General features: G+C 26.3%; 20 protein-coding genes, 1 pseudogene and 1 riboswitch. Of the genes and pseudogenes, 18 read left to right on the forward strand and 3 right to left on the reverse strand.

Going from position 1 to position 21,283, the window contains the following annotated elements:
• The first annotated feature begins 116 nt into the window (after positions 1-116).
• A complete protein-coding gene (locus CLTHE_RS11145; RefSeq protein WP_002599076.1) occupies positions 117-374 on the forward strand; it encodes a hypothetical protein in 258 nt (85 codons plus the stop codon).
• A gap of 50 nt (positions 375-424) precedes the next feature.
• Here the strand turns inward: CLTHE_RS11145 and CLTHE_RS11150 are convergent.
• Positions 425-1,507 (reverse strand): annotated as a pseudogene (locus CLTHE_RS11150) (HD-GYP domain-containing protein).
• 120 nt (positions 1,508-1,627) lie between these two features.
• On the reverse strand, positions 1,628-3,529 hold the full coding sequence (locus tag CLTHE_RS11155; protein ID WP_169840847.1) for a type I glutamate--ammonia ligase: 1,902 nt from the start codon (positions 3,527-3,529) through the stop codon (positions 1,628-1,630).
• Between the two features lie 333 nt (positions 3,530-3,862).
• Between CLTHE_RS11155 and murI the strand changes: the two genes are divergently transcribed.
• From murI to CLTHE_RS11180, 5 genes are all read left to right on the forward strand, one after another.
• The gene (gene murI / locus CLTHE_RS11160) at positions 3,863-4,633 is read left to right on the forward strand and encodes a glutamate racemase (protein ID WP_080023502.1); all 771 of its coding nucleotides are present in this window, start codon (positions 3,863-3,865) and stop codon (positions 4,631-4,633) included.
• A gap of 246 nt (positions 4,634-4,879) precedes the next feature.
• Complete coding sequence (locus CLTHE_RS11165; protein ID WP_080023503.1) at positions 4,880-5,149, forward strand: STAS-like domain-containing protein; 270 nt, start codon at positions 4,880-4,882, stop codon at positions 5,147-5,149.
• A 264-nt stretch (positions 5,150-5,413) separates the two neighbouring features.
• The gene (locus CLTHE_RS11170) at positions 5,414-5,935 is read left to right on the forward strand and encodes a peptidylprolyl isomerase (RefSeq protein ID WP_080023504.1); all 522 of its coding nucleotides are present in this window, start codon (positions 5,414-5,416) and stop codon (positions 5,933-5,935) included.
• Between the two features lie 10 nt (positions 5,936-5,945).
• Complete coding sequence (locus tag CLTHE_RS11175) at positions 5,946-6,308, forward strand: DUF3783 domain-containing protein (RefSeq protein WP_080023505.1); 363 nt, start codon at positions 5,946-5,948, stop codon at positions 6,306-6,308.
• A gap of 3 nt (positions 6,309-6,311) precedes the next feature.
• Complete coding sequence (locus tag CLTHE_RS11180; RefSeq protein ID WP_080023506.1) at positions 6,312-6,986, forward strand: helix-turn-helix domain-containing protein; 675 nt, start codon at positions 6,312-6,314, stop codon at positions 6,984-6,986.
• A gap of 31 nt (positions 6,987-7,017) precedes the next feature.
• Here the strand turns inward: CLTHE_RS11180 and CLTHE_RS11185 are convergent, their stop codons facing one another.
• Positions 7,018-8,880, reverse strand: a complete 1,863-nt coding sequence (locus CLTHE_RS11185; RefSeq protein WP_080023507.1) for an LTA synthase family protein — start codon at positions 8,878-8,880, stop codon at positions 7,018-7,020.
• 267 nt (positions 8,881-9,147) lie between these two features.
• Between CLTHE_RS11185 and CLTHE_RS11190 the strand changes: the two genes are divergently transcribed.
• From CLTHE_RS11190 to CLTHE_RS11245, 12 genes are all read left to right on the forward strand, one after another.
• Positions 9,148-9,576, forward strand: a complete 429-nt coding sequence (locus CLTHE_RS11190) for a MarR family winged helix-turn-helix transcriptional regulator (RefSeq protein WP_080023508.1) — start codon at positions 9,148-9,150, stop codon at positions 9,574-9,576.
• A gap of 33 nt (positions 9,577-9,609) precedes the next feature.
• Positions 9,610-11,067 (forward strand): MFS transporter, encoded by a 1,458-nt coding sequence (locus tag CLTHE_RS11195; RefSeq protein ID WP_080023509.1) that lies wholly within the window; start codon positions 9,610-9,612, stop codon positions 11,065-11,067.
• Complete coding sequence (locus CLTHE_RS11200; RefSeq protein ID WP_080023510.1) at positions 11,051-11,377, forward strand: thioredoxin family protein; 327 nt, start codon at positions 11,051-11,053, stop codon at positions 11,375-11,377. Before CLTHE_RS11195 ends, CLTHE_RS11200 begins: the two co-directional genes overlap by 17 nt.
• A 160-nt stretch (positions 11,378-11,537) precedes the next feature.
• A riboswitch (cobalamin riboswitch) is annotated at positions 11,538-11,710 on the forward strand.
• A 104-nt stretch (positions 11,711-11,814) separates the two neighbouring features.
• Positions 11,815-12,735 carry an ABC transporter substrate-binding protein gene (locus CLTHE_RS11205; protein ID WP_080023511.1) on the forward strand — a complete coding sequence of 307 codons (921 nt, stop codon included), beginning with the start codon at positions 11,815-11,817 and terminating at the stop codon, positions 12,733-12,735.
• Positions 12,719-13,753: a FecCD family ABC transporter permease gene (locus CLTHE_RS11210; protein ID WP_080023512.1), complete on the forward strand. Its 1,035-nt coding sequence runs from the start codon at positions 12,719-12,721 to the stop codon at positions 13,751-13,753. The genes CLTHE_RS11205 and CLTHE_RS11210 overlap by 17 nt, the downstream gene beginning before the upstream one ends.
• Before the next feature lie 2 nt (positions 13,754-13,755).
• Positions 13,756-14,511 carry an ABC transporter ATP-binding protein gene (locus tag CLTHE_RS11215; RefSeq protein WP_080023513.1) on the forward strand — a complete coding sequence of 252 codons (756 nt, stop codon included), beginning with the start codon at positions 13,756-13,758 and terminating at the stop codon, positions 14,509-14,511.
• A 200-nt stretch (positions 14,512-14,711) separates the two neighbouring features.
• Complete coding sequence (locus CLTHE_RS11220) at positions 14,712-17,252, forward strand: ABC transporter permease (RefSeq protein WP_158082723.1); 2,541 nt, start codon at positions 14,712-14,714, stop codon at positions 17,250-17,252.
• 11 nt (positions 17,253-17,263) lie between these two features.
• Entirely contained in the window at positions 17,264-17,935 is a 672-nt protein-coding gene (locus tag CLTHE_RS11225) for an ABC transporter ATP-binding protein (protein WP_080023515.1), read from the forward strand.
• Between the two features lie 101 nt (positions 17,936-18,036).
• Positions 18,037-18,720 (forward strand): response regulator transcription factor, encoded by a 684-nt coding sequence (locus CLTHE_RS11230; protein WP_080023516.1) that lies wholly within the window; start codon positions 18,037-18,039, stop codon positions 18,718-18,720.
• Positions 18,720-19,952, forward strand: a complete 1,233-nt coding sequence (locus CLTHE_RS11235; RefSeq protein ID WP_080023517.1) for a sensor histidine kinase — start codon at positions 18,720-18,722, stop codon at positions 19,950-19,952. Before CLTHE_RS11230 ends, CLTHE_RS11235 begins: the two co-directional genes overlap by 1 nt.
• Before the next feature lie 129 nt (positions 19,953-20,081).
• On the forward strand, positions 20,082-20,420 hold the full coding sequence (locus CLTHE_RS11240; RefSeq protein WP_080023518.1) for a zinc ribbon domain-containing protein YjdM: 339 nt from the start codon (positions 20,082-20,084) through the stop codon (positions 20,418-20,420).
• Positions 20,421-20,492: 72 nt separating this feature from the next.
• The gene (locus CLTHE_RS11245) at positions 20,493-21,257 is read left to right on the forward strand and encodes a GNAT family N-acetyltransferase (RefSeq protein ID WP_080023519.1); all 765 of its coding nucleotides are present in this window, start codon (positions 20,493-20,495) and stop codon (positions 21,255-21,257) included.
• Positions 21,258-21,283: the final 26 nt, after the last annotated feature.

Below are 21,283 nucleotides of genomic sequence, written 5' to 3' on the forward strand. Positions count from 1 at the left end.
TAAAAAACATTTTTAGGAATATATTGTTAACATAAGAAAATTTTATGTTGACATACGAACGCTCGTTCGATAAAATATAATCAAACGTTTGTTCGCATTAAAAGGAGTGTTATTTTATGAAATCAAATTCATCAGTATTTGTAAAGGTAAATTGTAAAAGTATTAGTGAGTCAAAAAGCTTAATAATAGATAGAGAAGGTACTTATGACTATAATAAAAATAAATACTTAATGTGTGCTGGAAAATATGACAGAAATGGTTGGACAATAGTTTTTAAAGTTAGAGATTTTAAAGAAGCAGAAGAAGTAGTAAACAATAATCCTTTTATTCATAACAAAGGATATTCAATAGATATATCAAGAAATATAATGTAATATAAAAATAAGCTATCTAAAGAAAAGATTTTTTAGATAGCTTGTTTAGTTTAAACATAATATTTAATTTTAGTAATTACTGTTGATAAAGCGTATAATAAATCAATAGTTTTTCCTTTTCTCGCCTCATCAGAGCTTTCTAATATTTTAACTATAGGTCTTAGAGGATATCTAAAATTGTTATTTTCAACAATACACGTATCACCAGTGCTGAGCTCTACAATAGTACCAATAGGATAAGGCACTATAAATTTAGTAAATACAGTGACTAATTTGTGGTCAAATACAGTACCTGAATGAGCCATTATATATTCAACAGCATCATTTGCATGAATTGGTTTTCTATATGGTCTATTAGATGTAAGTGCATCATAAACATCAGCTATAGATACTATTTTTGATAATCTAAATATACTATCAGATTCTAAATTATTAGGATATCCTAATCCATCTACTCTTTCATGGTGTTGTTTTATTATAAGCTTACTAGAAGATGAAATATTAAAGTTATTAAACAAGTAATCATAACCTTTTTGTGGATGAGTTTTTATTAATTTAAATTCCTCTTCTGTTAAAGAAGAAGGTTTTTTTATTATGTCATTAGGAATAAATGCTTTTCCTATATCGTGTAGTAACGCACCAATACATAAATTAAGTAAATCTCGTTTGGAGAGTTTTAATCCTACACCTATTACAACAGAAATAATAGCAACATTTACTGAATGTTGATATGTATAATTATCCATATTTTTTATATCTACTAATGATAGCATTATATTTTCATTATCTAAAATATTGTTTAAAATTTCTTCAGCTATATTATTTACAGAATCAATATAAGGTTCCTTATCAATAATTAGATTACTTTTACTTGCTTTATTTATATTAATAAATACTTCTTTAAGAATTTTAATAGATTTTTGACGCAATTCAGGTCTTATTACATCATCTATCTCTATATTGCTATATTCATCAACAACATATATTTGATGAATATTATTTTCTTTTATTTTTTTTTAAAGCGTATCTTTAAGGGGTATCCCTTCCCTTAATAGAATACGTCCATCACTGTCATATATAGTTTTTCCTAAAAAAGAGCCACTTCTTACGCATTCAACTGGTATAATTCTCATAAAAACACCCCTAATAATTATTACTATATAATTATACTATAAAATAGGTAATTTAGAAATAATTAGTATTAAATTGTTATTTAAAAAAGCCATATAAATATTTTATATGGCTTTTTTTATTTATATATCAAGTAAATTTTTTTCGTAGTTTGAATATAAGTTTCTTAATGTTTCCATTTTTTCTTCAAGTTCTATATAAAGTTCTGAAGCTAATTCATAATTAGATTTAGCAAAAGCATCCTTTAATCTACTGAAAAGAGATTTTTCAGTTAAACTATCTTTCATGATATAAATTCTTAATTTAGATATTTCTGACCAATTTGTAATATCTAAATCAGATGCTAAGTATGGATCATGTAACATTTTACTTTCTCTAACTTGGGATAAGAATTTATTTATAACCCTATGCTCAATTTCAGTAGCCCATCTTGAAATAGTTCCTATTCTGAAACTATTTATTATTTTATCTGTAAATATAGGATTTCTTTTTAATATTTCTAGTTTTTCTTTATAATCATCTAGTTGTTTTAAGTTTTCATATATAGTTGCAGGTGCTTTACCAAATAAAGTTTCTCTTTCTTCTTCAGTGTAATGTTCAAATACATCAAGTTCTGATCTATATGCTCTATCTACTCTTAAATAATCAAATTTTTCACCAGGTTTTTTAGAAAGTTCTGCTAAAAGTTCATCTTGAGTTTTATTATTTTCTAGTGCATATATGACACCATCTAACATTGCAAGATAAGAAACTGCCATAGTTAGATAAGTATTACTATGTGGGTTTGGAGATCTAAGTTCAAATCTTGTAGCAAGTGGACTTTCAAGATCTCTAACTAGTCCAATTAATATAGTTCTATTTCTTGATGGATTTTCTGGTGATTCTCCAAGTGAAGTAACTGTACATATTGGAGCTTCAAAACCAGGTTTTAATCTCTTTAATGCATTATTAGTTGATGAAATAAATGGATTCATTATTTCATAGTTATTAAGCATTCCCATTAATGCTCCATAACCAATTTCACTTAGGAAATGATCTTTTGGAACGTGGAATAAGTTCACTATTTTTCCGTTTTTAAGTTTTGCACTTATTCCTAAATGAACATGCATTCCTGATCCAGCTACATTATCAATAGGCTTAGCCATGAATGTAACTTCAAGACCATATCTTCTATAAGTTTCTTGAACAAGAGATTTTATAAATAATTCATTATCAGCTGCTTGTAAAGCTGATGAAAATTTCCAGTCAATTTCTAGTTGTTCCATTATATGATTGTAACTTCCATCTGAATCAAGTTTAGCTCTAACTCCACCTACTTCTTTATGTCCCATTTCAGGTTCAAATCCATACTTGTCCATTAATATTAAAGTTTGTTCTAAAGCTGTTCTTACATCACCTTTAGTTTTAGTCCAATAATGTTCTTGTAAGTCTTGAGATGCTGATAAAGCTTCTATATTAGCTACATCATCTGGTGTTTTTACCCAAAATTCTAGTTCTGTAGCAGAAGTAATTAAAATTTCATCTATGTCACTTGGCGCAATACCAATACTTTTTAATGCTGATGGATTTTTTTCTATTAGTTCATTAAGAGATTTTTTGAAGGTATCTATAGAAGATTTTAAAATATAACGAGAGTCAACAGGTTTGTTGTTGTGATGTAAGAAACAAGGTATTTTAAGAGTCCCAATAGGTTTTCCAGTTATTTCATCAATATTATCAAAATTGTAGTCAATAAACCAATTACAATTTAAATCTGCAATCATATCAACTTTTGCGTCATGTAAAGTTGCGATTTCTGGAAGGACAACAGATGAACCGTCCGTTTGAACAGCTACTCCATGAAGAAATGACTCTATGTCATCTAAGAATAATTTGACAGGAATTTTTTCGTCTGTGTCATTTCCAGAAAGATCAACACCGACTAGAGAAACAAATTTAATTTGAGGATTGCTAGTTAAAATATCAAATAAAGTATCTTTAGTATGATTCTCTTTAGATATTGTATAAATTAAGTTTTCAATCATAAGATATCATTTTATATATATTGATTTTAATTTATATTTTATAGAAAAATATGAACAATACATATAAAATAAATTCACATCCTTTCGTTATATAGTCGAATATAATATAAATATATACAAAAAATATTCGTATAATTTACAAATCTTAGGAAGATTTTACTATATATAATATACATAGTCAATAACATAGTCAATAAAAATAAAATTAAATTTTAGTAAAACTATTAGGAGATTATTGGTAAGGTTCTTATAATTTATAAAAAGTTAGTAGATTTATTAATATTAAAGTTATAAAATAAATAATAGATTAATAAAGAGTGGAGGGATTAAGCTTTGGATAAGAGTAAATTACCAATAGGTTTCTTTGATTCAGGTGTTGGTGGATTAAGCGTTTTGAAAGATGCATTAAAGCTTATGCCTAATGAAAATTATATATTTTTTGGAGATTCTAAAAATGCTCCTTATGGTGATAGATCAATGAAGGAAATAAGAGATTTAACTTTTGATGCAGTTGATTTTTTATTTTCAAAAAATGTAAAAGCAATAGTAGTTGCTTGTAACACAGCAACTAGTGCAGCAGTTGCAGAACTTAGAAGAGTTCACCCTGAAGTTCCTATAGTTGGAATAGAACCTGCTGTTAAGCCTGCTGTTGAGCTTAATAGAAAAGGTAAAATAGTTATAATGGCAACTGCTTTTACTTTAAAACAAGATAAATTTGCTAAATTAGTTAGTAAATATGATCATGTTGAATTATACCCTATGCCATGTCCAGGACTTGTGGAATTTATTGAGGCAGGAGATTTACATAGTGATGAATTAAAAGAGTTTTTAAGAGATCATTTTAAAGAAGTTATGAAAGAGGATATTGCAGCAATAGTTTTAGGATGCACACATTATCCATTTATAAAAGAAGCTTTAGCATCAGTAGTAGGTAAAGATATTCCTATAATTGATGGTGGAGAAGGAACAGTAAGAGAATTAAGAAGAAGATTAAGTGTAGCTGGTCTTATAAATGAAAGTACACAAAAAGGTACTATAGAATTCCATAATTCATGTGGAAGAGAAGATGTAGAAGAACTTAGTAGAAAGCTATTAGGAATATAATATACATTTTATTAAATAAGTTATATCAAGTCATATAAATAATGGTTTGATATAGCTTGTTTTATTTTTATTATATTTTAATAGGAACTAAAAGAGAAAGCATTACATATAATAAAATAAAAATAAAATTATAAAAAAGTTTGTGAAATAGTTGACAAACTTTTGTACTCTTGATATATTATAAGTGAGGAAGGAATTATCAGAAAATTTCAAAAATAAAAACAAATTTTAACAGAGGTGATTAATATGATGATAAATGTTAGAGAATTTTTAGGAGAAAATTTTGGGATTGAAGATGCTATATTTTTAAGAGAAGCTATAAAAGACAGTGAAGAAGCAGTTATATTAGATTTTGAAGGATTAGATAGAGTTCCAAGCACATTTTTTATAAGCTTATTTCAAGATTTAATAAATGAAAGAGGAAGAGAAGCAATTTTTAATAATGTGAGTGTTAAGAACTTAACAAATTCTAGAGATTTTTCAAGAGTAGTTATGGGAACAACTTTTTTAAACTAATAAAAATAAAAAATGAAAGTGTATATTAAATTGCAATAATACAAATAAATATATTGGAGTATTACAATGAGTGAAAACAGAATAAGGTATAAAAAACCTACTATATCGGTATGATTATAGTAGGTTTTTTTGTTTTTATGGATAAAAAAGTTTATATGATATATAATTTCAATATAATAAAAATATTATTGTTAAAGGTAAATTTTGAATTATTATTTAGCTTTAGAGAATAATATAAAATAGCAAAATTGAAAGGAGATTATTATGAGTAATCCAATAGTAACTATAAAAATGAAAAATGGTGGAGTTATAAAAGCTGAATTATATCCAGAAATAGCTCCAAATACAGTAAATAACTTTATTGATTTAGTAGAAAAAGGATATTATGATGGTTTAATATTCCACAGAGTAATCCCTGGATTTATGATTCAAGGAGGATGCCCAAATGGAAATGGTATGGGAGGCCCTGGATATTCAATAAAAGGTGAATTTACTTCAAATGGTTTCCAAAATGATTTAAAACATACAACAGGTGTTTTATCAATGGCAAGAGCTATGAATCCTAATTCAGCAGGAAGCCAATTCTTTATAATGGTTGCAGATGCACCACATTTAAATGGGCAATATGCTTCATTTGGTAAAGTTTTAGAAGGTATGGAAGTAGCAGAAGAAATAGTTAAACAACCAACTGATAGAATGGATAGACCATATGATGATCAAATAATGGAAACTGTAACAGTTGAATTAAATGGCTATAAAGCAGAAGCTCCTTCTATAATAGAATAGGAGATATCTTATGAAAAAAAATAAATGTTTATTAGCTTTCGGTTTAACTAATGAAGAGATGTTAGCATTAAGAGCATTAGGAAAAGTTATAGAGGTAAAACCTGAAATGGCAGAAATGAAAATAGGAAAAATTCCTTTATATAATGGGGAAGAACTTACTACAGAAAAAGTTATGCCAAATGAAAAAGTAGTTTTATTCCATGATTTTGCTGATGGCGAAGTTAGAGGAATGACTAAAAAGGTAAGAAATATTGCAGAAGGTGTAATATTAGCAATTGTTACACCTATGTCTAAACAATGGAGTCTACACTATTTAGTAAACCACTTGATGCAAGAAAGAGAACTCTATAGAAACATGCAAAAGGGGAGATAAATTTTGAGTAGAGTTGGTGAAAGAATAAAAGAAGCAAGACTTAAATCTAATATGACACAAAAAGCTTTAGCTAAGAAGCTTGGTGTAGCAGAAAAGTATATAAATGAAGTTGAGCTTGGTAGAAAAGTAGCACAAGAATCTTTTATTGATAGAGCAGCTAAAATTTTAAAAGCAGATTTAAATGATATAAGTATGGTTGTTACAGATAAAGAGTTAATGGATGAAAGAAAAGCAGCATCAAACTTTAAACCACAAAAAACAAAAGTTGAAAAGAATGATGTTTGGGAAAATGCTTTTTCATCAGTTCTAAGAAATGTTCCAATATATGATTATAATTTAAAGAATGTGTTAGGACATAAGGAATTGCCAATCCATTCAAATAAAGTAGAAGGATATCCACAAGATAAAGTTTTATATATAAAAATACAAGATGATGAAATGAGTGGATTTAGAATGCTTGAAGGAGATTTAGTATTTGCACATTTAGTAAGTGAATTAAATTCAAATGGATTCTTCTTAGTAAATCATAAAGGTGAAAATAAAATAAGAGAAATCAAGAGATTAGATAACTCAAAAGTTCTTCTTATGAGCAATAGAGGCGGCCTTATGACAGAAACTGTAGAAGTTAAGAACCTTCAAGTAATTGCAAAATTAGATAGAATAGAGATAAATTTATAAAAAAACCATCAGCTTTGCTGATGGTTTTTATTTAATTTCTAATTTTAACTAAATCAGTGGTAAAAGTGCTATTTTTCTTTTCTGAAATAAATTCATTATTAAAGAAATTACTCTTATCACCGAATCCTTTACCAACTGTTTTAAGTCCATCACGTTCAACTAAAGTTTTTTGATCTGAAAATAAATTTGTTCCTAGACCAAGTCTATCACCTTGAACTGTTACTCCCATACTTGCTAAAATAGTTGGATACATATCAGTTGGTGAGAATTTACGATTCTTTAGTCTATCAATATTATCATTAGTAGTGTTAGGATCAGGATTTAGAATTAAGTTAAATATAGACCTGTTGTAAGATGGATCCCAATCTTTAAAGAAATTTTTATCCATACTTAAATGATCTCCTGTAACTACAATAGTTGTATTTTCGTAAAAAGGTTGCCTCTGAATCCATCTAATAAATTTTACAGCTTCTTTAGTTGAATATGAAATAACATTTGCATATTGAGAATCATGTTTTTTCTCGGCTTTTTTCGAAAGATAACCATCTGGAAAATGAGTATCAGCAGTTTCCATTGTGAAATTAAATGGTTTACCTGTGTTAGCTAATCTAGTTATTTCTTGCTTAGCAAACTCATAAAGCTTATCATCTTCAAATCCCCACCATACATTATAATCTTTAGGGATTAATCCTTTTTGTATAGCTGCTTTGTGATCAAATATATTGAAATTACCGTGAGATCCAAAATAAGTAGTTAGTCCACCAAAATCAGCATCAGCTCCAAACATTATAGTTTGTTCATAACCTTGAGATGATAGAATATCACCTATAGTTACAGCTCCTGGTAAGAAGCTACCTGATTTACCATAAGAATTACCATTCATAGGTATTTTTAGAGGTAATCCTGAACTCATATTAATCATAGCTGCAACAGACCAACTTGAACCATAGGTTTGATAAGGGCCGCCAAATTTATTATTATTGGAAAAGCTTAATCCCTCTTTAGAAAGAGCTGAAAGTTCTGGCATTAGATTAACATTCATATATCCACCTAAATCTTTAGAAAAATAAGAGTTTTCAATAGATTCTAAATAAATATGGATAAGATTTCTTTTTTTCTTAGGAAAAGTGATTTCTACTTTACGTGGATCAATGTAATTATCTTTAATATAAGTGGAATCTGAAGTATACGCTTTATAAACTTCATGTAAGCTTAGCTTTTTAACTCCATAAGTAATTCCACCAACAAAACAGATAGCAGTAATTATATATGCTAGAATTTTTAATATTTTTTGATTAATAATTTTAATCTTATTATGTGACCAATTTAAATATATGTCATATTTAAAATTTATAAATATTAAAAAAAGAATCACACAAACAACTCCAGAAAAAACAGGTGTCATAAGAATTTCTTGATTCATATCAGTGCTTGTACCTTTAAGTGGAGAATTTAGGTTAAATAAAAATTGTTCTGGTGTAATATTTCCAAAATAGTCTATAAACCAATTCGCAAAGAATACAAAAAATGAACCAATAGCAAAAAGGAATACACTTATGTATTTAAGTATTTTAGTTTTAATACTTTTACTAACTTTAACCTCAGTAAAACTTATTTTTGAATAAATAAGACACTTTATAAATAGATAGATTATTCCACAAAGCAAAGTGAATAAAATATATTTAAATGAAAGTGAAATGTTATAAACTGTAGGTTTAAGTATATTAGGTTTATTTAAGATAAACTTTAGAATACTTAATGAAATTAAATTCAATAGAAGTACATTAGTAATAAAATTTTTTATAATAGCAAATTTTGATTCATCTTTTTTAAAGATAAAGTAGTTTAAAGAAGCTATTATAATACCTGAAATTAAGTAACATAATAGTTGCATATAATTTCCCCCTGAAAAATAATGTGAGTTATTACTTTACTATCTATTTATTAGATATAAATTTATATAGTTAAAGCGAAAAATATGAGATGAATATAGATAAAATGTAAAATAATTAACAAAAATATAATAACATATTTATTTACTTTTAAAAATATATAGTTTATTAAAGAAATTAACTTATAATTAAATGATATTTATTTGACACTTCAAATAAATTTAGTGTATTATTTGATATGTCAAATAAATTATTAGGGGTAACATGATATGAGTACAACAAATAAGTTGATAGGAAAAAGCATTTCATTTCTATATAGAAAAAAACAAATTTATTTAAATACGAAATTATGTGAGTATGGGATAGGCTGCTCAGAATATATGTATATTATATCTATGCCAATAGATAGTAGTGTCAACCTATCATATTTATCAAATGAGCTAGGTGTTGATCCTGCACTTACAACAAAGGTTATAAATAGTCTAGTTAAAAAAGAGCTTGTTTATAAACATAGAAGTGAAAATGATAAGAGATCTTTCGAAGTATCCTTAACTGAAAAAGGAAAACAAATAAAACCAATTATTCGAAAAGTTTTAGATGAATGGACAGAGTTAATGACTAAAGGAATGGATAATAAAACAAAAGAATCAATCATAGAAAACTTAGAGATTATGGTAGAAAACATAAAATATAGATAAACTATATAAAATAACAAAGGAGGAGATAAGTATATGAATCATTCAATAGAACAAGTTTCAGGAAAAAAAAGATGGATTGTTCTCTTTAGTGTTGTTATAGTAACTTTTATGAGTTGTGTTGATGCTAGTATAGTTAATGTTGCACTTCCGGTTATATCAGCAGATTTAAAAGTTCCTATGTCAGTAGTACAGTGGACAGTTACTACATATTTAATTGTTATTTCAGGTCTTATATTAACATTTGGTAGGTTGGGAGATATTATAGGTAAAGCAAGAGTTTTTAGAGTAGGTATAATAATTTTTACATTAGGTTCTTTACTTTGTGGTCTTTCAAGAAATATTGAATTTTTAATAATTTCAAGAGCTATTCAAGGTCTTGGAGCAGCTTGTACTATGGCGAATAGTCAAGGTATAATTACAGCTACTTTTGGAATAGAAGAAAGAGGTAAAGCTCTTGGAATTTCAGGATTAGTAGTTGCACTTGGGACTATGATTGGTCCAGCACTTGGAGGAATAATATCAGAATTAAAGTGGGAATATATTTTCCTTATAAATATTCCAATAGGTATATTTGCAATTGGGTTAGCATTTAAAGTGCTTCCTACAGTTAAAGTTGCTAAAGAAAATAGACCTAAAATTGATTTTATAGGAACAATATTATTTATGGTAACAATTATTTCATTAGTTTTAGCAATAACAGAAGGAAGTATATATGGATATACAAATAAATACATACTTATATCATTTGCAATTGCAATAATAGCATTTATAGTATTTATGATCACTCAAGTAAAATTAACATCACCAATATTAAATCTTGAAATATTTAAAAATCATAGATTTTCAAAAGGTATAATTACTTCTTTCTTAGTATTTACTGCGACTAGTAGTTATACAATTTTACTACCTTTCTATTATGAATCAGTAAGAGGTATTTCTCCTGGATATAGTGGACTTTTAATGATGGTATTCCCAATTGCATTATCAATATTTGCACCTTTAAGTGGAAGTCTTTCAGATAAGATGAGAAGAGAAATCTTACCTTTTATAGGGCTTATAGTATGTGGAATTGGATTTTTATTAATTAGTACAATAAAACCAGAGACAAATATAGCTTTAATAGCAGTTTACTTATTTATAATGGGAGCAGGAAATGGTCTTTTCCAAGCACCTATGAATGCAGTAGTAATGTCATCAGTTAAAAGAAATCAACTTGGTATTGCAGGAAGTATGAATGGTCTTGTTAGAAACCTTGGAATGATTTGTGGAATAACTTTTGGTACTTCATTACTTTATGGTTTAATGAGTAGAAAATTAGGATACACAGTTAGAGGATTCGTAAGAGGACAAGGAAAAGTATTTGTAAGCTCAATGGATATAGTTTTATTAATAGGAACAATTATATGCTTTGTAGGAGTTTTAATTACATTAAGCATAATTCTTAAAATAAATAAAGAAAGAAAGATGGCTAAACTTGGAGAAGTTAAATAGTAATATAGAAATTAAAGAGCTTATAAATAGTAGTCAGATAGCTATAATTTACTTTACAGGAACTACTTGTGTAGCATGTGATGTAATAAAGCAAAAAGTTGAACTTTTAGTAAAAGATTTTCCAAAGATAAAGTGTGGAGAAATTAGTGGGGAAGAGCACTTAGATATAGCATCAATATATGGAGTTTTTAGCCTACCACTATTAATTCTTTATGTAGACAAAAAGGAAACTTTAAGACTTGGAAGAAATCTTAGCATGCTAGATTTAGAAAGAGATATCGAAAGATATTATAAATTAATATATGATTAGTAAAAAGAGATATATTCTTTTAGAATATATCTCTTTTTTATTTTCAAAAATTAAAATTTGAATTTATATTATAATTTGTAGATAATAGAATTTATTAAAAATCAATAAACTGATAAAATGGGAATTGTTGACAAAGTAATGAATTAATAATAAACTATTAACGATTAGCTCATAAATGGTGTATTTTACTTAATAGGGAATAAGGTTAAAATCCTTAACTACCCCAGTAACCGTAAGGATGACGAAATCTCAAAATGTCACTGCATATAATGTGGGAAGGCGAGATAGAGGATGAATCTAAGTCGGGATACCTGCCTTTATGTGAGTACTATAGCCTTCTGAGGGTTGGGCTAAGGAGTACGTATAAATTCTAAAGAATGTATGTATTTATAAGTACTAATCTTTTACCCTAAATTGTATAAAGGGGAGAAATAATAATGAAAAAATTTAAAAGACTACTTGATGTAATTAGCATTATGATTTTATCTTTAGTAATTTTAGCTGGATGTGGGGATAAAACAGTTACTATGAAAGACAGATCAGGAGAGGAGTTTACAGCACCGAAAAAAATTGAGAGAATAATATCTACTGCACCATCAAATACTGAAATATTGGTTGGACTTGGGCTTGGAGATAAAATTGTTGCAATTGATAAATATTCAGCAGATATAAAAGGATTAAATAAAGAAGTTGAAAAAATAGATTTTAGAAATCCTAATGCTGAGGCAATAATAGGTTTAAAGCCTGATATAATAATTGCTTCTACACATAATAAAGAAGGAGGAGAAGATCCTTTTAAATTAATAAAAGAGGCAGGAATACCAGTAGTTTATGTACCGACTAGTGGAGGTTTTGATGGAATTTATGAAGATATAAACTTTTTAGCGAAACTAACTGGAACTGAAGCAAAAGGTACTGAAATAATCGATGGAATGAAAAAAGAAGTTTCAGAAATTAAGGAAATTGCTAAAAATATAAAAGATAAAAAGACAGTATATTTTGAAATAGGATCATCACCTAATTTATTTAGTTTTGGAAGTAATACATTTTTAAATTCAATGATTGAAATTGTTGGAGCTAAAAATATTTTTGCTGACCAAAAAGAATGGATAAGTCCTTCACCTGAATCAGTAATAAAAGCTAATCCCGATGTTATATTAACTAATGAAACATATTTAGAAAATCCTATAAAATCTATTGAAGATAGAGCAGGTTTTAATACTATAAAAGCTGTTAAAGATAAAGCTGTATATGAAATAAATTTAAATGCATCATCACGTCCAAGTCAATATTCAATAATTGCATTAAAGGAAATAGCAAAAGCTATATATCCAAAAGAATATGAAAATATTAAATAATAAAAGAAAATATATATGGCTATGGATACCTATAGTTATATTGATTTTATGTATTGGAACTTCCATTGGAAGTTCCAATATTAATATAAAGGATATTATTAATATAATTATAAATAAGGTATTTAATGTTCCATTACCAAACAATATAAATCCACAGGACGTGGCAATAATTTGGGTAATTAGATTACCAAGAGTTTTATTAGCATTTATTGTAGGAGGAATACTTTCGGTAAGTGGAGCTATTACTCAATCTGTCCTAAAAAATCCTTTAGCATCACCTTATACAATAGGTGTTTCGGCAGGAGCTTCTTTAGGAGTTGGAGTATATATAATATTAGGAATTAGTATTCCATTTATAGGTTCATTTTCATTACCTATGATAGGATTTTTATGTGGAGTTATTACTATATTTACTGTAATAATATTTTCTAATAAAGTTGATAGAGGGTTTTCAAATAATACTGTAGTTTTGGCAGGAATGGTTTTATCTCTTTTTGCAAGTGCATTATTAACAACTTTAACTGCTTTATTTAGTGAAGATTTAAAATATATAGCAATGTGGCAAATGGGATCTTTTTCAATGAAAGGTTGGTCATATGTAATTGCTAGTATACCATTTTGCATTATAGGATTATTAGTAGCTTTAAAATATACAAAAGAAATGGATATTTTAAGTTTTGGAGAAGAACAGGCAATGACTACAGGTGTGGAAGTTCAAAAAGTAAAAAAACACCTTTTAATAGCTGTAGCAATACTTTCAGGAAGTGCTGTGGCTTTAAGTGGAGTAATTGGATTTGTAGACTTAATAATTCCTCATGTAGTAAGAAAAGTTTTTGGTTCAGAGCATAAGATAGTTATTCCAATGAGTTTTATTATTGGCGGAATTTTTATGGTTCTCACAGATCTACTTTCAAGAACTGTAATATCACCATCAGAACTTCCTATAGGTGCGATAACTGCAATTATTGGAGCACCATTTTTTGCATATATTTATTTTGGTAAGAGAAAAAGGAGATAGAAATGTTAGAAATTAAAAATTTATCAAGTGGATATAATGGTATAGATGTAGTACATAATATCTCCTTTAATATTGAAGAAGGAAATAGTATAGCTTTAATAGGGCCTAATGGATGTGGAAAATCAACTATATTAAAAGCAATAGGAAATATAATTGATTATAAAGGAGAAATAAAAATAAATAATAAAGATTTAAAAAGTTTAAAGCGAAAGGATTTAGCTAAAAAGCTAGCTTTAATGAGTCAAACTTCAAATATATTTTTTGATTATACAATATATCAAACAGTAGCATTAGGAAGATATCCATATATGGAAGGTATGTTTAAAAGCTTATCAAGTAAAGATAATGAAATAATATTAAAAGCAATTGAAAATGTTGGGTTATATAAAGAAAAGGATAAGCTTATAGGTGAGTTATCAGGTGGGCAACTTCAAAGAGTTTACTTAGCAAGAGTTTTTGCACAGGAGCCAGATATAATACTTTTAGATGAGCCTACAAATCATTTAGATTTAAAATGTCAAATAGAAATATTATCATATATAAAAAGATGGACTAAAGAAAATAAAAAAACTGTTATAGGAGTTTTACATGATTTAAATTTGGTTCAAATGTTTAGTGAAAGAGCAATTTTAATAAATGATGGGAAAATAATAAAAAACGATAAAGTAGAAAAAGTTTTAAAAAGTGATGAAATAAAAGAAGTTTATGGGCTTGATGTAAGGCAATATATGATAGATGCTTTAAAGGCGTGGGAATAAAGTTTTTTAATTAAGAAATAGTAGTATCTCAAAATTAAAATGAGAGCTACTATTTTTTTATTTAAATAAAATATAAAATATTTAAATTTAGTATTCAGTCTAATAAAGTTAAAATTACAAAAAAGTAATTTTACTTTTATTAGATTGTAAGTTAAATAAATTAAAATTTTAATCATAGAGAATTTATGGGGGAATTTAAAATGAAAAGTTATGATGAAATTGCTTTAAAAGAACTTATAAAACATAAGAAAAGAACAGTATTTACTCTTTTAGGAATAATTCTTGGATTAGTAATGCTAATTTTTTTAGGAGAGGTAAATAATTTAAATAAACAATATGAGTTACAGGCAAATAAATATGCTACTGGAGATAAACATTCTAAATTTTTAAATATTAATGGAGAACAAGCAAGTAAATTATTAAATAATAGTTTAATAGAAAAAGTTGGGTTTACTTATACGCATAGAGAAGTAACTAGATATGAACATAGTGAAGGATACTCAGAAATAACAGAAGAAATATTTTATGCAGATAAAAGCTATCTAGAAAAAATATTAATGAATGATTCTTATGAGATAGAAGGAAGAATTCCTTTATCAGAGGATGAAATTATTATAGGAAATAAGGAAACTATAAATAAAAAAATTGGAGATAAAATAAATGTATTAGGAAAAGATAGAGTAGTTGTAGGCTTTATAACAAATGTATTGGATATTGGGGCATCTGATAGAAAGATTTTAGGAATAAAAGATGTTAGTCAAATGAAAAGTGTTAATGCTCATATAAAACTTATAAATGAAAAGAATATTGTTAAATCAATAAAAGAAATAGGTAAGGATATAGGAGTTACGGAGTTCTTGAATTGGAATGAAGTATCTGAGGTACCTAGAGATAAACCATTAATAGACTTAAATATAGATAGAATACTTTTATTAGGTGAAAAGATAACATTAGGAAGAGATATCTATTACCCAGATAAATCAACTGCGATCCTTCAAGGAATATTAATATTAGCTTTAATATTTTTTACGTATATATCTATAAATGCATCAGTAAAAGAAAAGAAAAAGGCTTATTTTATGCTTAAATGTATAGGAGCTAGTAATGGACAAATAAGAAGGTTAATTTTAAAAGAAAGTTTAATTGTATCAGTAATATCAATAATTCCGGGAATTATTTTAGGGGAGATTATTTTCTTAGGCATTAGGGAAAGACTTTTAGGAATTATAAATGAATATGGAATAGATATTAGAAGTACAATAAATTTCAAAATAATACTAATTGCAGTAATAATATCATTAATAGTTTGCATTATATCAAGCTTAATTCCAATGATATGGTTAAGTAAATTATCACCAATAGAAGGAATTAAAGATGGAAATTTAAAAGGAAGAAAAAAGAAAATTAAATCTAGTTTTATAAGAAAGATTTTTGGATATGAAGGAGAATTAGCATATAAGAATTTAAAAAGTGATAAAGTTAACTTAATAGGATTAACTTTGGCTATGGTAATTTCATTAACAATATTTAATGTATTTACAAGTTATTATACTTTTAAGTTGAAAGAAATCAAACGAATTTTAGGGGCTACGGCAAGAGATTTTCAAACTATAAATTATTTAAATGATGATAAAATTTATAATGAATTAGAAAATATTTTAAGCAAGTATAAAGAAATAGGGAGTTATGCTAAAAAGATTACTTATACTCCTTTTATTAGGATAGAAGGCTTAGATAAGGATATATTAAAGGATAGTCAAAATTATGCATATTTTGATAAAAATAAAGAAGTAGTAATGCCAAGAAATTGGGGATACACATATGTAATAAATGATAAATATTTTAATGACTTATTGCCATATATAGATGGAAATAATATTAATTTAGAAGAGTTTAAAAATAATGGTGCAATACTTTTCTCAAATGAAGAAAAAGGAGCAATTTATTCACCTAAAAATAGAAATAATATAAGAGTTTATATGGATGATGAGATAGAGAAAACTGAAAGTTTTAAAACAGAATTAGGAGAAGTACACAAACCTATTATATCAAAAGGTGCAAAGACAGATGTATTAAATTTAAACTTAATGGGAACTGTTTATTTAGAGACAGTGTTTGGTGAATTGGAAAAAAGTGATGGAAATTTTATAGGTATTATAATTTCGGAAAGTACGGCAAAAAATTTAAAATCAAAATTTGATGAGCAGTATATTTTTGAATTTAAAAATGAAAGTTTAAGAGCTGAATATATGCCTAAAATAGAAAAAGATTTGAAAGAATTATTTAAAGATGATTATGAAAATATTATTTATGATACAGCTAAAGCGGTAGAAAGAGAAACTGTAAGAATACACTCTATAGCATTAATTATATATCTTATACTTATGATGATAGTAGCTATGGCAATTATAAGTCTAATAAATATAAGAGACATAATTTTAAATAACAGAAAAAAAGAATTTGGAATTATGTTTGCTGTTGGAATGGACAAGGTTATGCTTAGAAAAAGTTTAATTTATGAAGGATTAATCCAATGTTTAATAGCTTTAATAATAGGAAATGGAATTACATTGGTGATTTTTGAAGTTATACAAAACTTTGAAAAGAAATTCAGTTTTTCATATGGAGTAATGATTCTAGGAACATTAATTATAATAATAGTTTCAATTTTAAATACTTTAAATAGTATAAGAAGATTAAATTTAGATAAGCCAATTGAAATGATTAGAAGTATAGATTAAAGGAGTAAATTATGATTAAGGTAGAAGGGTTAAGTAAGATTTATGGAAAAGGTGAAACAAAAGTTGAGGCTTTAAAAAATATAAATTTAAAAATAAAAAAAGGTGAAATTATTGCAATTATTGGAGAGTCAGGTTCAGGAAAATCAACTCTTCTGCATATGATAGGTGGAGTTGATAAGCCAACTAGTGGAAAGGTTTATTTAAATGGAGTAGACTTTTCAAAGCTTAAAGATAAGAAGCTTGGAATTATAAGAAGAAGGAATATTGGATTTGTATTTCAAGAGTTTAATCTTCTTTCATCACTAACAGTTGAGGAGAATATTGATATGCCAGTTCTTTTAGATAAAGGAAAAGTTGATAAAGAATATAAAAAAGAATTAATTTCAATGCTACATTTAAATGGAAAAGAAAATAGTTTGCCATCTCAATTATCAGGAGGACAACAGCAAAGAGTTGCAATAGGACGAGCTTTATCAAATAAACCAGATGTTATTTTAGCAGATGAGCCAACAGGAAATTTAGATAGTAAAACATCAAAGGAAATAATATCTTTATTAAAATACTCCTGTAAAAAATATAATCAAACTTTAATTATGATAACTCATGATATTTCGATAACTGATGAAGTTGATAGAATTATAAAAATTGAAGATGGAGAAATAGTTTTAGATAAATATAGATAATTTTATAGAGATACCTAATTAAATTTAGGTATCTCACATTTTGTTAGGAAATAATAATATAAAAAGTATTATTATGGTAAAATTAAGAGGGGTGAAATTTTATGAGAATACTTTTAGTAGAAGATGATAGACCAGTTTCTATTGGTATTGAATATAGTTTAAAAAAAGAAGGATTTGAAGTAGTTTTAGCTTTTAGCGTAGAAGAAGGAAAGAAAGCTATAGATAATGAGAAAATAGATATAGCTTTGTTAGATATAACACTACCTGATGGTGATGGATATGAGCTTTGTACATATATAAAAAATAAGAATAACAATATTGGATTAATATTTGTAACAGCTTGTGATGAAGAATGTAATGTAGTTTTAGGACTTGATTTAGGTGGAGATGATTATATAACAAAGCCTATAAGAATTAGAGAGTTAATATCTAGAATAAATGCTATTTCAAGAAGAAAGGGAAAACTGTCAGTTGAAAGTAATTTTAATTTAATAGGTGGTTTAAAAATAGATAAACTTTCACATACAGTCTTTAAAAATTCAACAGAAATAACTTTAACAAAAGGTGAGTATAAGCTTATGATGCTTTTACTAGAAAATAAAGGACAAACTATTGAAAGAGGAAGATTATTAGAAAAGCTTTGGGATATTGACGGAGATTTTGTAGACGCTAATACTTTAAATGTTTATATTAGGAGACTTAGAGAAAAGATTGAGGATGATTTGAAAAATCCTAAGTATATAATAACTGTTAGAGGGATTGGATATAGATGGGGTGAAAATTAATGGATTTAAATGAGAGGGGAAAAAATATATTAGTAGCTTCAGTATTATTTTTAATATTTGGAGCTTTTTTAATTTTTGTTTTTAATTCTACGCTAAAGGAAATAAATAATGCTTATATAAAACAAAATATTTCTATTATAGGAGCTTTATCAAAAAGTAAAAGCTTTGATGAAGATAAAATTATAGCAGCTATAACAAAAGGAAATTATGATGATTATAGTATTGGAAAAGATATATTGGAAAAATATTCTTATAAAGAAGGCTTAGATTTAAGTTTAAATCCAATTATGAATAACATTGAGAAGAATTTATATAGAAATATAATAATAGTTTGGATAACATTATCCTTAATATTATTATTTTTAATTTACTTAAGAGATAAGAAAAATTTAATGCTTTCTACAGAGTTAATAAATAGAGCAAATAGAATTATAGAAGGTGATTTTTCAGAAAATAATAATTATAAACTTAAAGATGGAACTTTTGAAACTTTATATGAAAGTTTTTCACTTATGGAAGATAGAATAAAGAGGGATATAAGTGAACTTAAAAAAGAAAAGATAAATCTTAAAAATATAATAAATGATATAAGTCATCAACTTAAAACTCCATTAACAGCTCTTATATCTTATAATTATATTTTAAAAGATTATAAGAATATGAATAATTATGATATAGAAAATTTTATAGAGCTTAGTGCAGGACAATTAGAGAGAATGGATTGGCTTACTATAACTCTCTTAAAATATGCAAGACTTGAAGGTGATGTAGTTGATTATAAAATGGAGGATATATCTATTTTAGATACTATATCTGAAGCTATAGCTCCTTTAAAAATAAAAGCTGAAGAAAAGAATCAAAATATAAGTATTAATTATGAAAATGGAAGTTTTATTTTAAGACATGATATAAAGTGGATTAGTGAGGCTTTAAGTAATATTATTAAAAATGGAATAGAACATACAGGTAATGGTGGAAAAATAGAAATTTTAATAAGAGAAAGCCCTATATATTTAGAAGTAGAGATTAAAGATAATGGAGAAGGAATTGAAGAAGACAAGCTTAAAAAAATATTTGAAAGATTTTATAAAAATAGTTCAGAAAAGAAGCCAAAGAGTATAGGTATAGGCTTGGCTTTATCAAAATCTATAATAGAAAAGCATAATGGAAGTATTAAAGTTAAAAGTAAATTAGGTGAGGGGACTAGCTTTATTATTACTTTTATCAAGTAAAAAAGTACCATTTATGTTTAAATAAATAATATATGTAATTACGTTGTCAATACTAAAAGACTATGATATTATATAAACCTATAAGTAAATACTTATAAAAATACATAGAAAAATTAGGAGGTATTATATATGTCAACTTTACCAAATTGCCCAAAATGTAATTCAGAATATACTTATGAGGATGGATTAATGTTAGTTTGTCCTGAATGTGCTCATGAATGGAATGCAAATTCTGAAGAGGTAAATGAAGATGTTTTAGTAGTTAAAGATGCAAATGGGAATGTATTACAAAATGGTGATTCTGTAACTATAATAAAAGACCTTAAGGTAAAGGGTGCTTCTTCAGCTTTAAAAAAGGGAACTAAAGTTAAAAATATAAAATTAGTTGAAGGTGACCACAACATAGATTGTAAAATAGATGGATTTGGAGCTATGAGCTTAAAATCAGAATTCGTTAAAAAGATATAAATAAAAATAGTAGCATTTACATTAAAGAAGTGCTACTATTTTTTTTATATAAAGTAAAATGGGAGCGATAAAATGAAGATTAGATTTTGGAGTTGTAATATAATTGATATTTTAGATTATTTAAAAGAATATTATAGGAAAAATAATATATTTATAGATGTATTTTGGGAAGAAAGAATCATGCAATCAAATTTTTATAAAATAATGGTTGATGATAACTTCGCTGGATCATGTGCTATATATGATAAAAACACTATAATGTCATTTACTTTAAATAAAGAATATTTTCATATAGGAGATAAAATATTTTCTGAAGTTAAAAAATTAGAATATGTTACACATGCTTCAGTATCTACTAGTGATGAAACTTTACTTGGTTTAATACTAGAAAATTATAAAGATATGGAGAAAGACTCATATTACTCAATAGATTCCAAAAGAGAAGTAATAGATAAAAAGAGAATAACGTTAAGACTTTTAGAGGAAAAAGATTTTGAATTAGCAAATGAAATATCAGAAGAATATTATCCAAAATTAAAAGAAGGAATTTCTAAAAAAGAATTTTATTTTGCTATTGATAATGAAAATATTATTGGACTTGGACATTTTGTTAATGGAATTTTATTTGAAGAACATAAAAATATTGGTATGTATGTTAATTCAAAATATAGAGGCTTAGGCTATGGAACAGAAATATTAATTAGACTTAAAGAATTAGCATATACTATGGGAAAAGAACCTATATCAGGATGTTGGGCATATAATCACAACTCATTAAAAACCCAAATAAAAGCAGGTATGAGTCCAAAAACTAGATTCTTAAAGTTTAAAATTTAATTTTTAATATTATTGTCAATTTAATG

Source organism: Clostridium thermobutyricum DSM 4928 (genome assembly GCF_002050515.1).
In the GTDB taxonomy this organism is placed as follows: Bacteria; Bacillota; Clostridia; order Clostridiales; family Clostridiaceae; genus Clostridium; species Clostridium thermobutyricum.

Bases quoted from the DNA above. Each gene is read 5' to 3' on its own strand.
- CLTHE_RS11145 (WP_002599076.1), top strand. From the start codon at position 117: ATGAAATCAAATTCATCAGTATTTGTAAAGGTAAATTGTAAAAGTATT.
- CLTHE_RS11155 (WP_169840847.1), bottom strand. From the start codon at position 3,529: ATGATTGAAAACTTAATTTATACAATATCTAAAGAGAATCATACTAAA.
- CLTHE_RS11165 (WP_080023503.1), top strand. From the start codon at position 4,880: ATGATGATAAATGTTAGAGAATTTTTAGGAGAAAATTTTGGGATTGAA.
- CLTHE_RS11170 (WP_080023504.1), top strand. From the start codon at position 5,414: ATGAGTAATCCAATAGTAACTATAAAAATGAAAAATGGTGGAGTTATA.
- CLTHE_RS11175 (WP_080023505.1), top strand. From the start codon at position 5,946: ATGAAAAAAAATAAATGTTTATTAGCTTTCGGTTTAACTAATGAAGAG.
- CLTHE_RS11185 (WP_080023507.1), bottom strand. From the start codon at position 8,880: ATGCAACTATTATGTTACTTAATTTCAGGTATTATAATAGCTTCTTTA.
- CLTHE_RS11190 (WP_080023508.1), top strand. From the start codon at position 9,148: ATGAGTACAACAAATAAGTTGATAGGAAAAAGCATTTCATTTCTATAT.
- CLTHE_RS11195 (WP_080023509.1), top strand. From the start codon at position 9,610: ATGAATCATTCAATAGAACAAGTTTCAGGAAAAAAAAGATGGATTGTT.
- CLTHE_RS11205 (WP_080023511.1), top strand. From the start codon at position 11,815: ATGAAAAAATTTAAAAGACTACTTGATGTAATTAGCATTATGATTTTA.
- CLTHE_RS11210 (WP_080023512.1), top strand. From the start codon at position 12,719: ATGAAAATATTAAATAATAAAAGAAAATATATATGGCTATGGATACCT.
- CLTHE_RS11215 (WP_080023513.1), top strand. From the start codon at position 13,756: ATGTTAGAAATTAAAAATTTATCAAGTGGATATAATGGTATAGATGTA.
- CLTHE_RS11220 (WP_158082723.1), top strand. From the start codon at position 14,712: ATGAAAAGTTATGATGAAATTGCTTTAAAAGAACTTATAAAACATAAG.
- CLTHE_RS11225 (WP_080023515.1), top strand. From the start codon at position 17,264: ATGATTAAGGTAGAAGGGTTAAGTAAGATTTATGGAAAAGGTGAAACA.
- CLTHE_RS11230 (WP_080023516.1), top strand. From the start codon at position 18,037: ATGAGAATACTTTTAGTAGAAGATGATAGACCAGTTTCTATTGGTATT.
- CLTHE_RS11235 (WP_080023517.1), top strand. From the start codon at position 18,720: ATGGATTTAAATGAGAGGGGAAAAAATATATTAGTAGCTTCAGTATTA.
- CLTHE_RS11240 (WP_080023518.1), top strand. From the start codon at position 20,082: ATGTCAACTTTACCAAATTGCCCAAAATGTAATTCAGAATATACTTAT.
- CLTHE_RS11245 (WP_080023519.1), top strand. From the start codon at position 20,493: ATGAAGATTAGATTTTGGAGTTGTAATATAATTGATATTTTAGATTAT.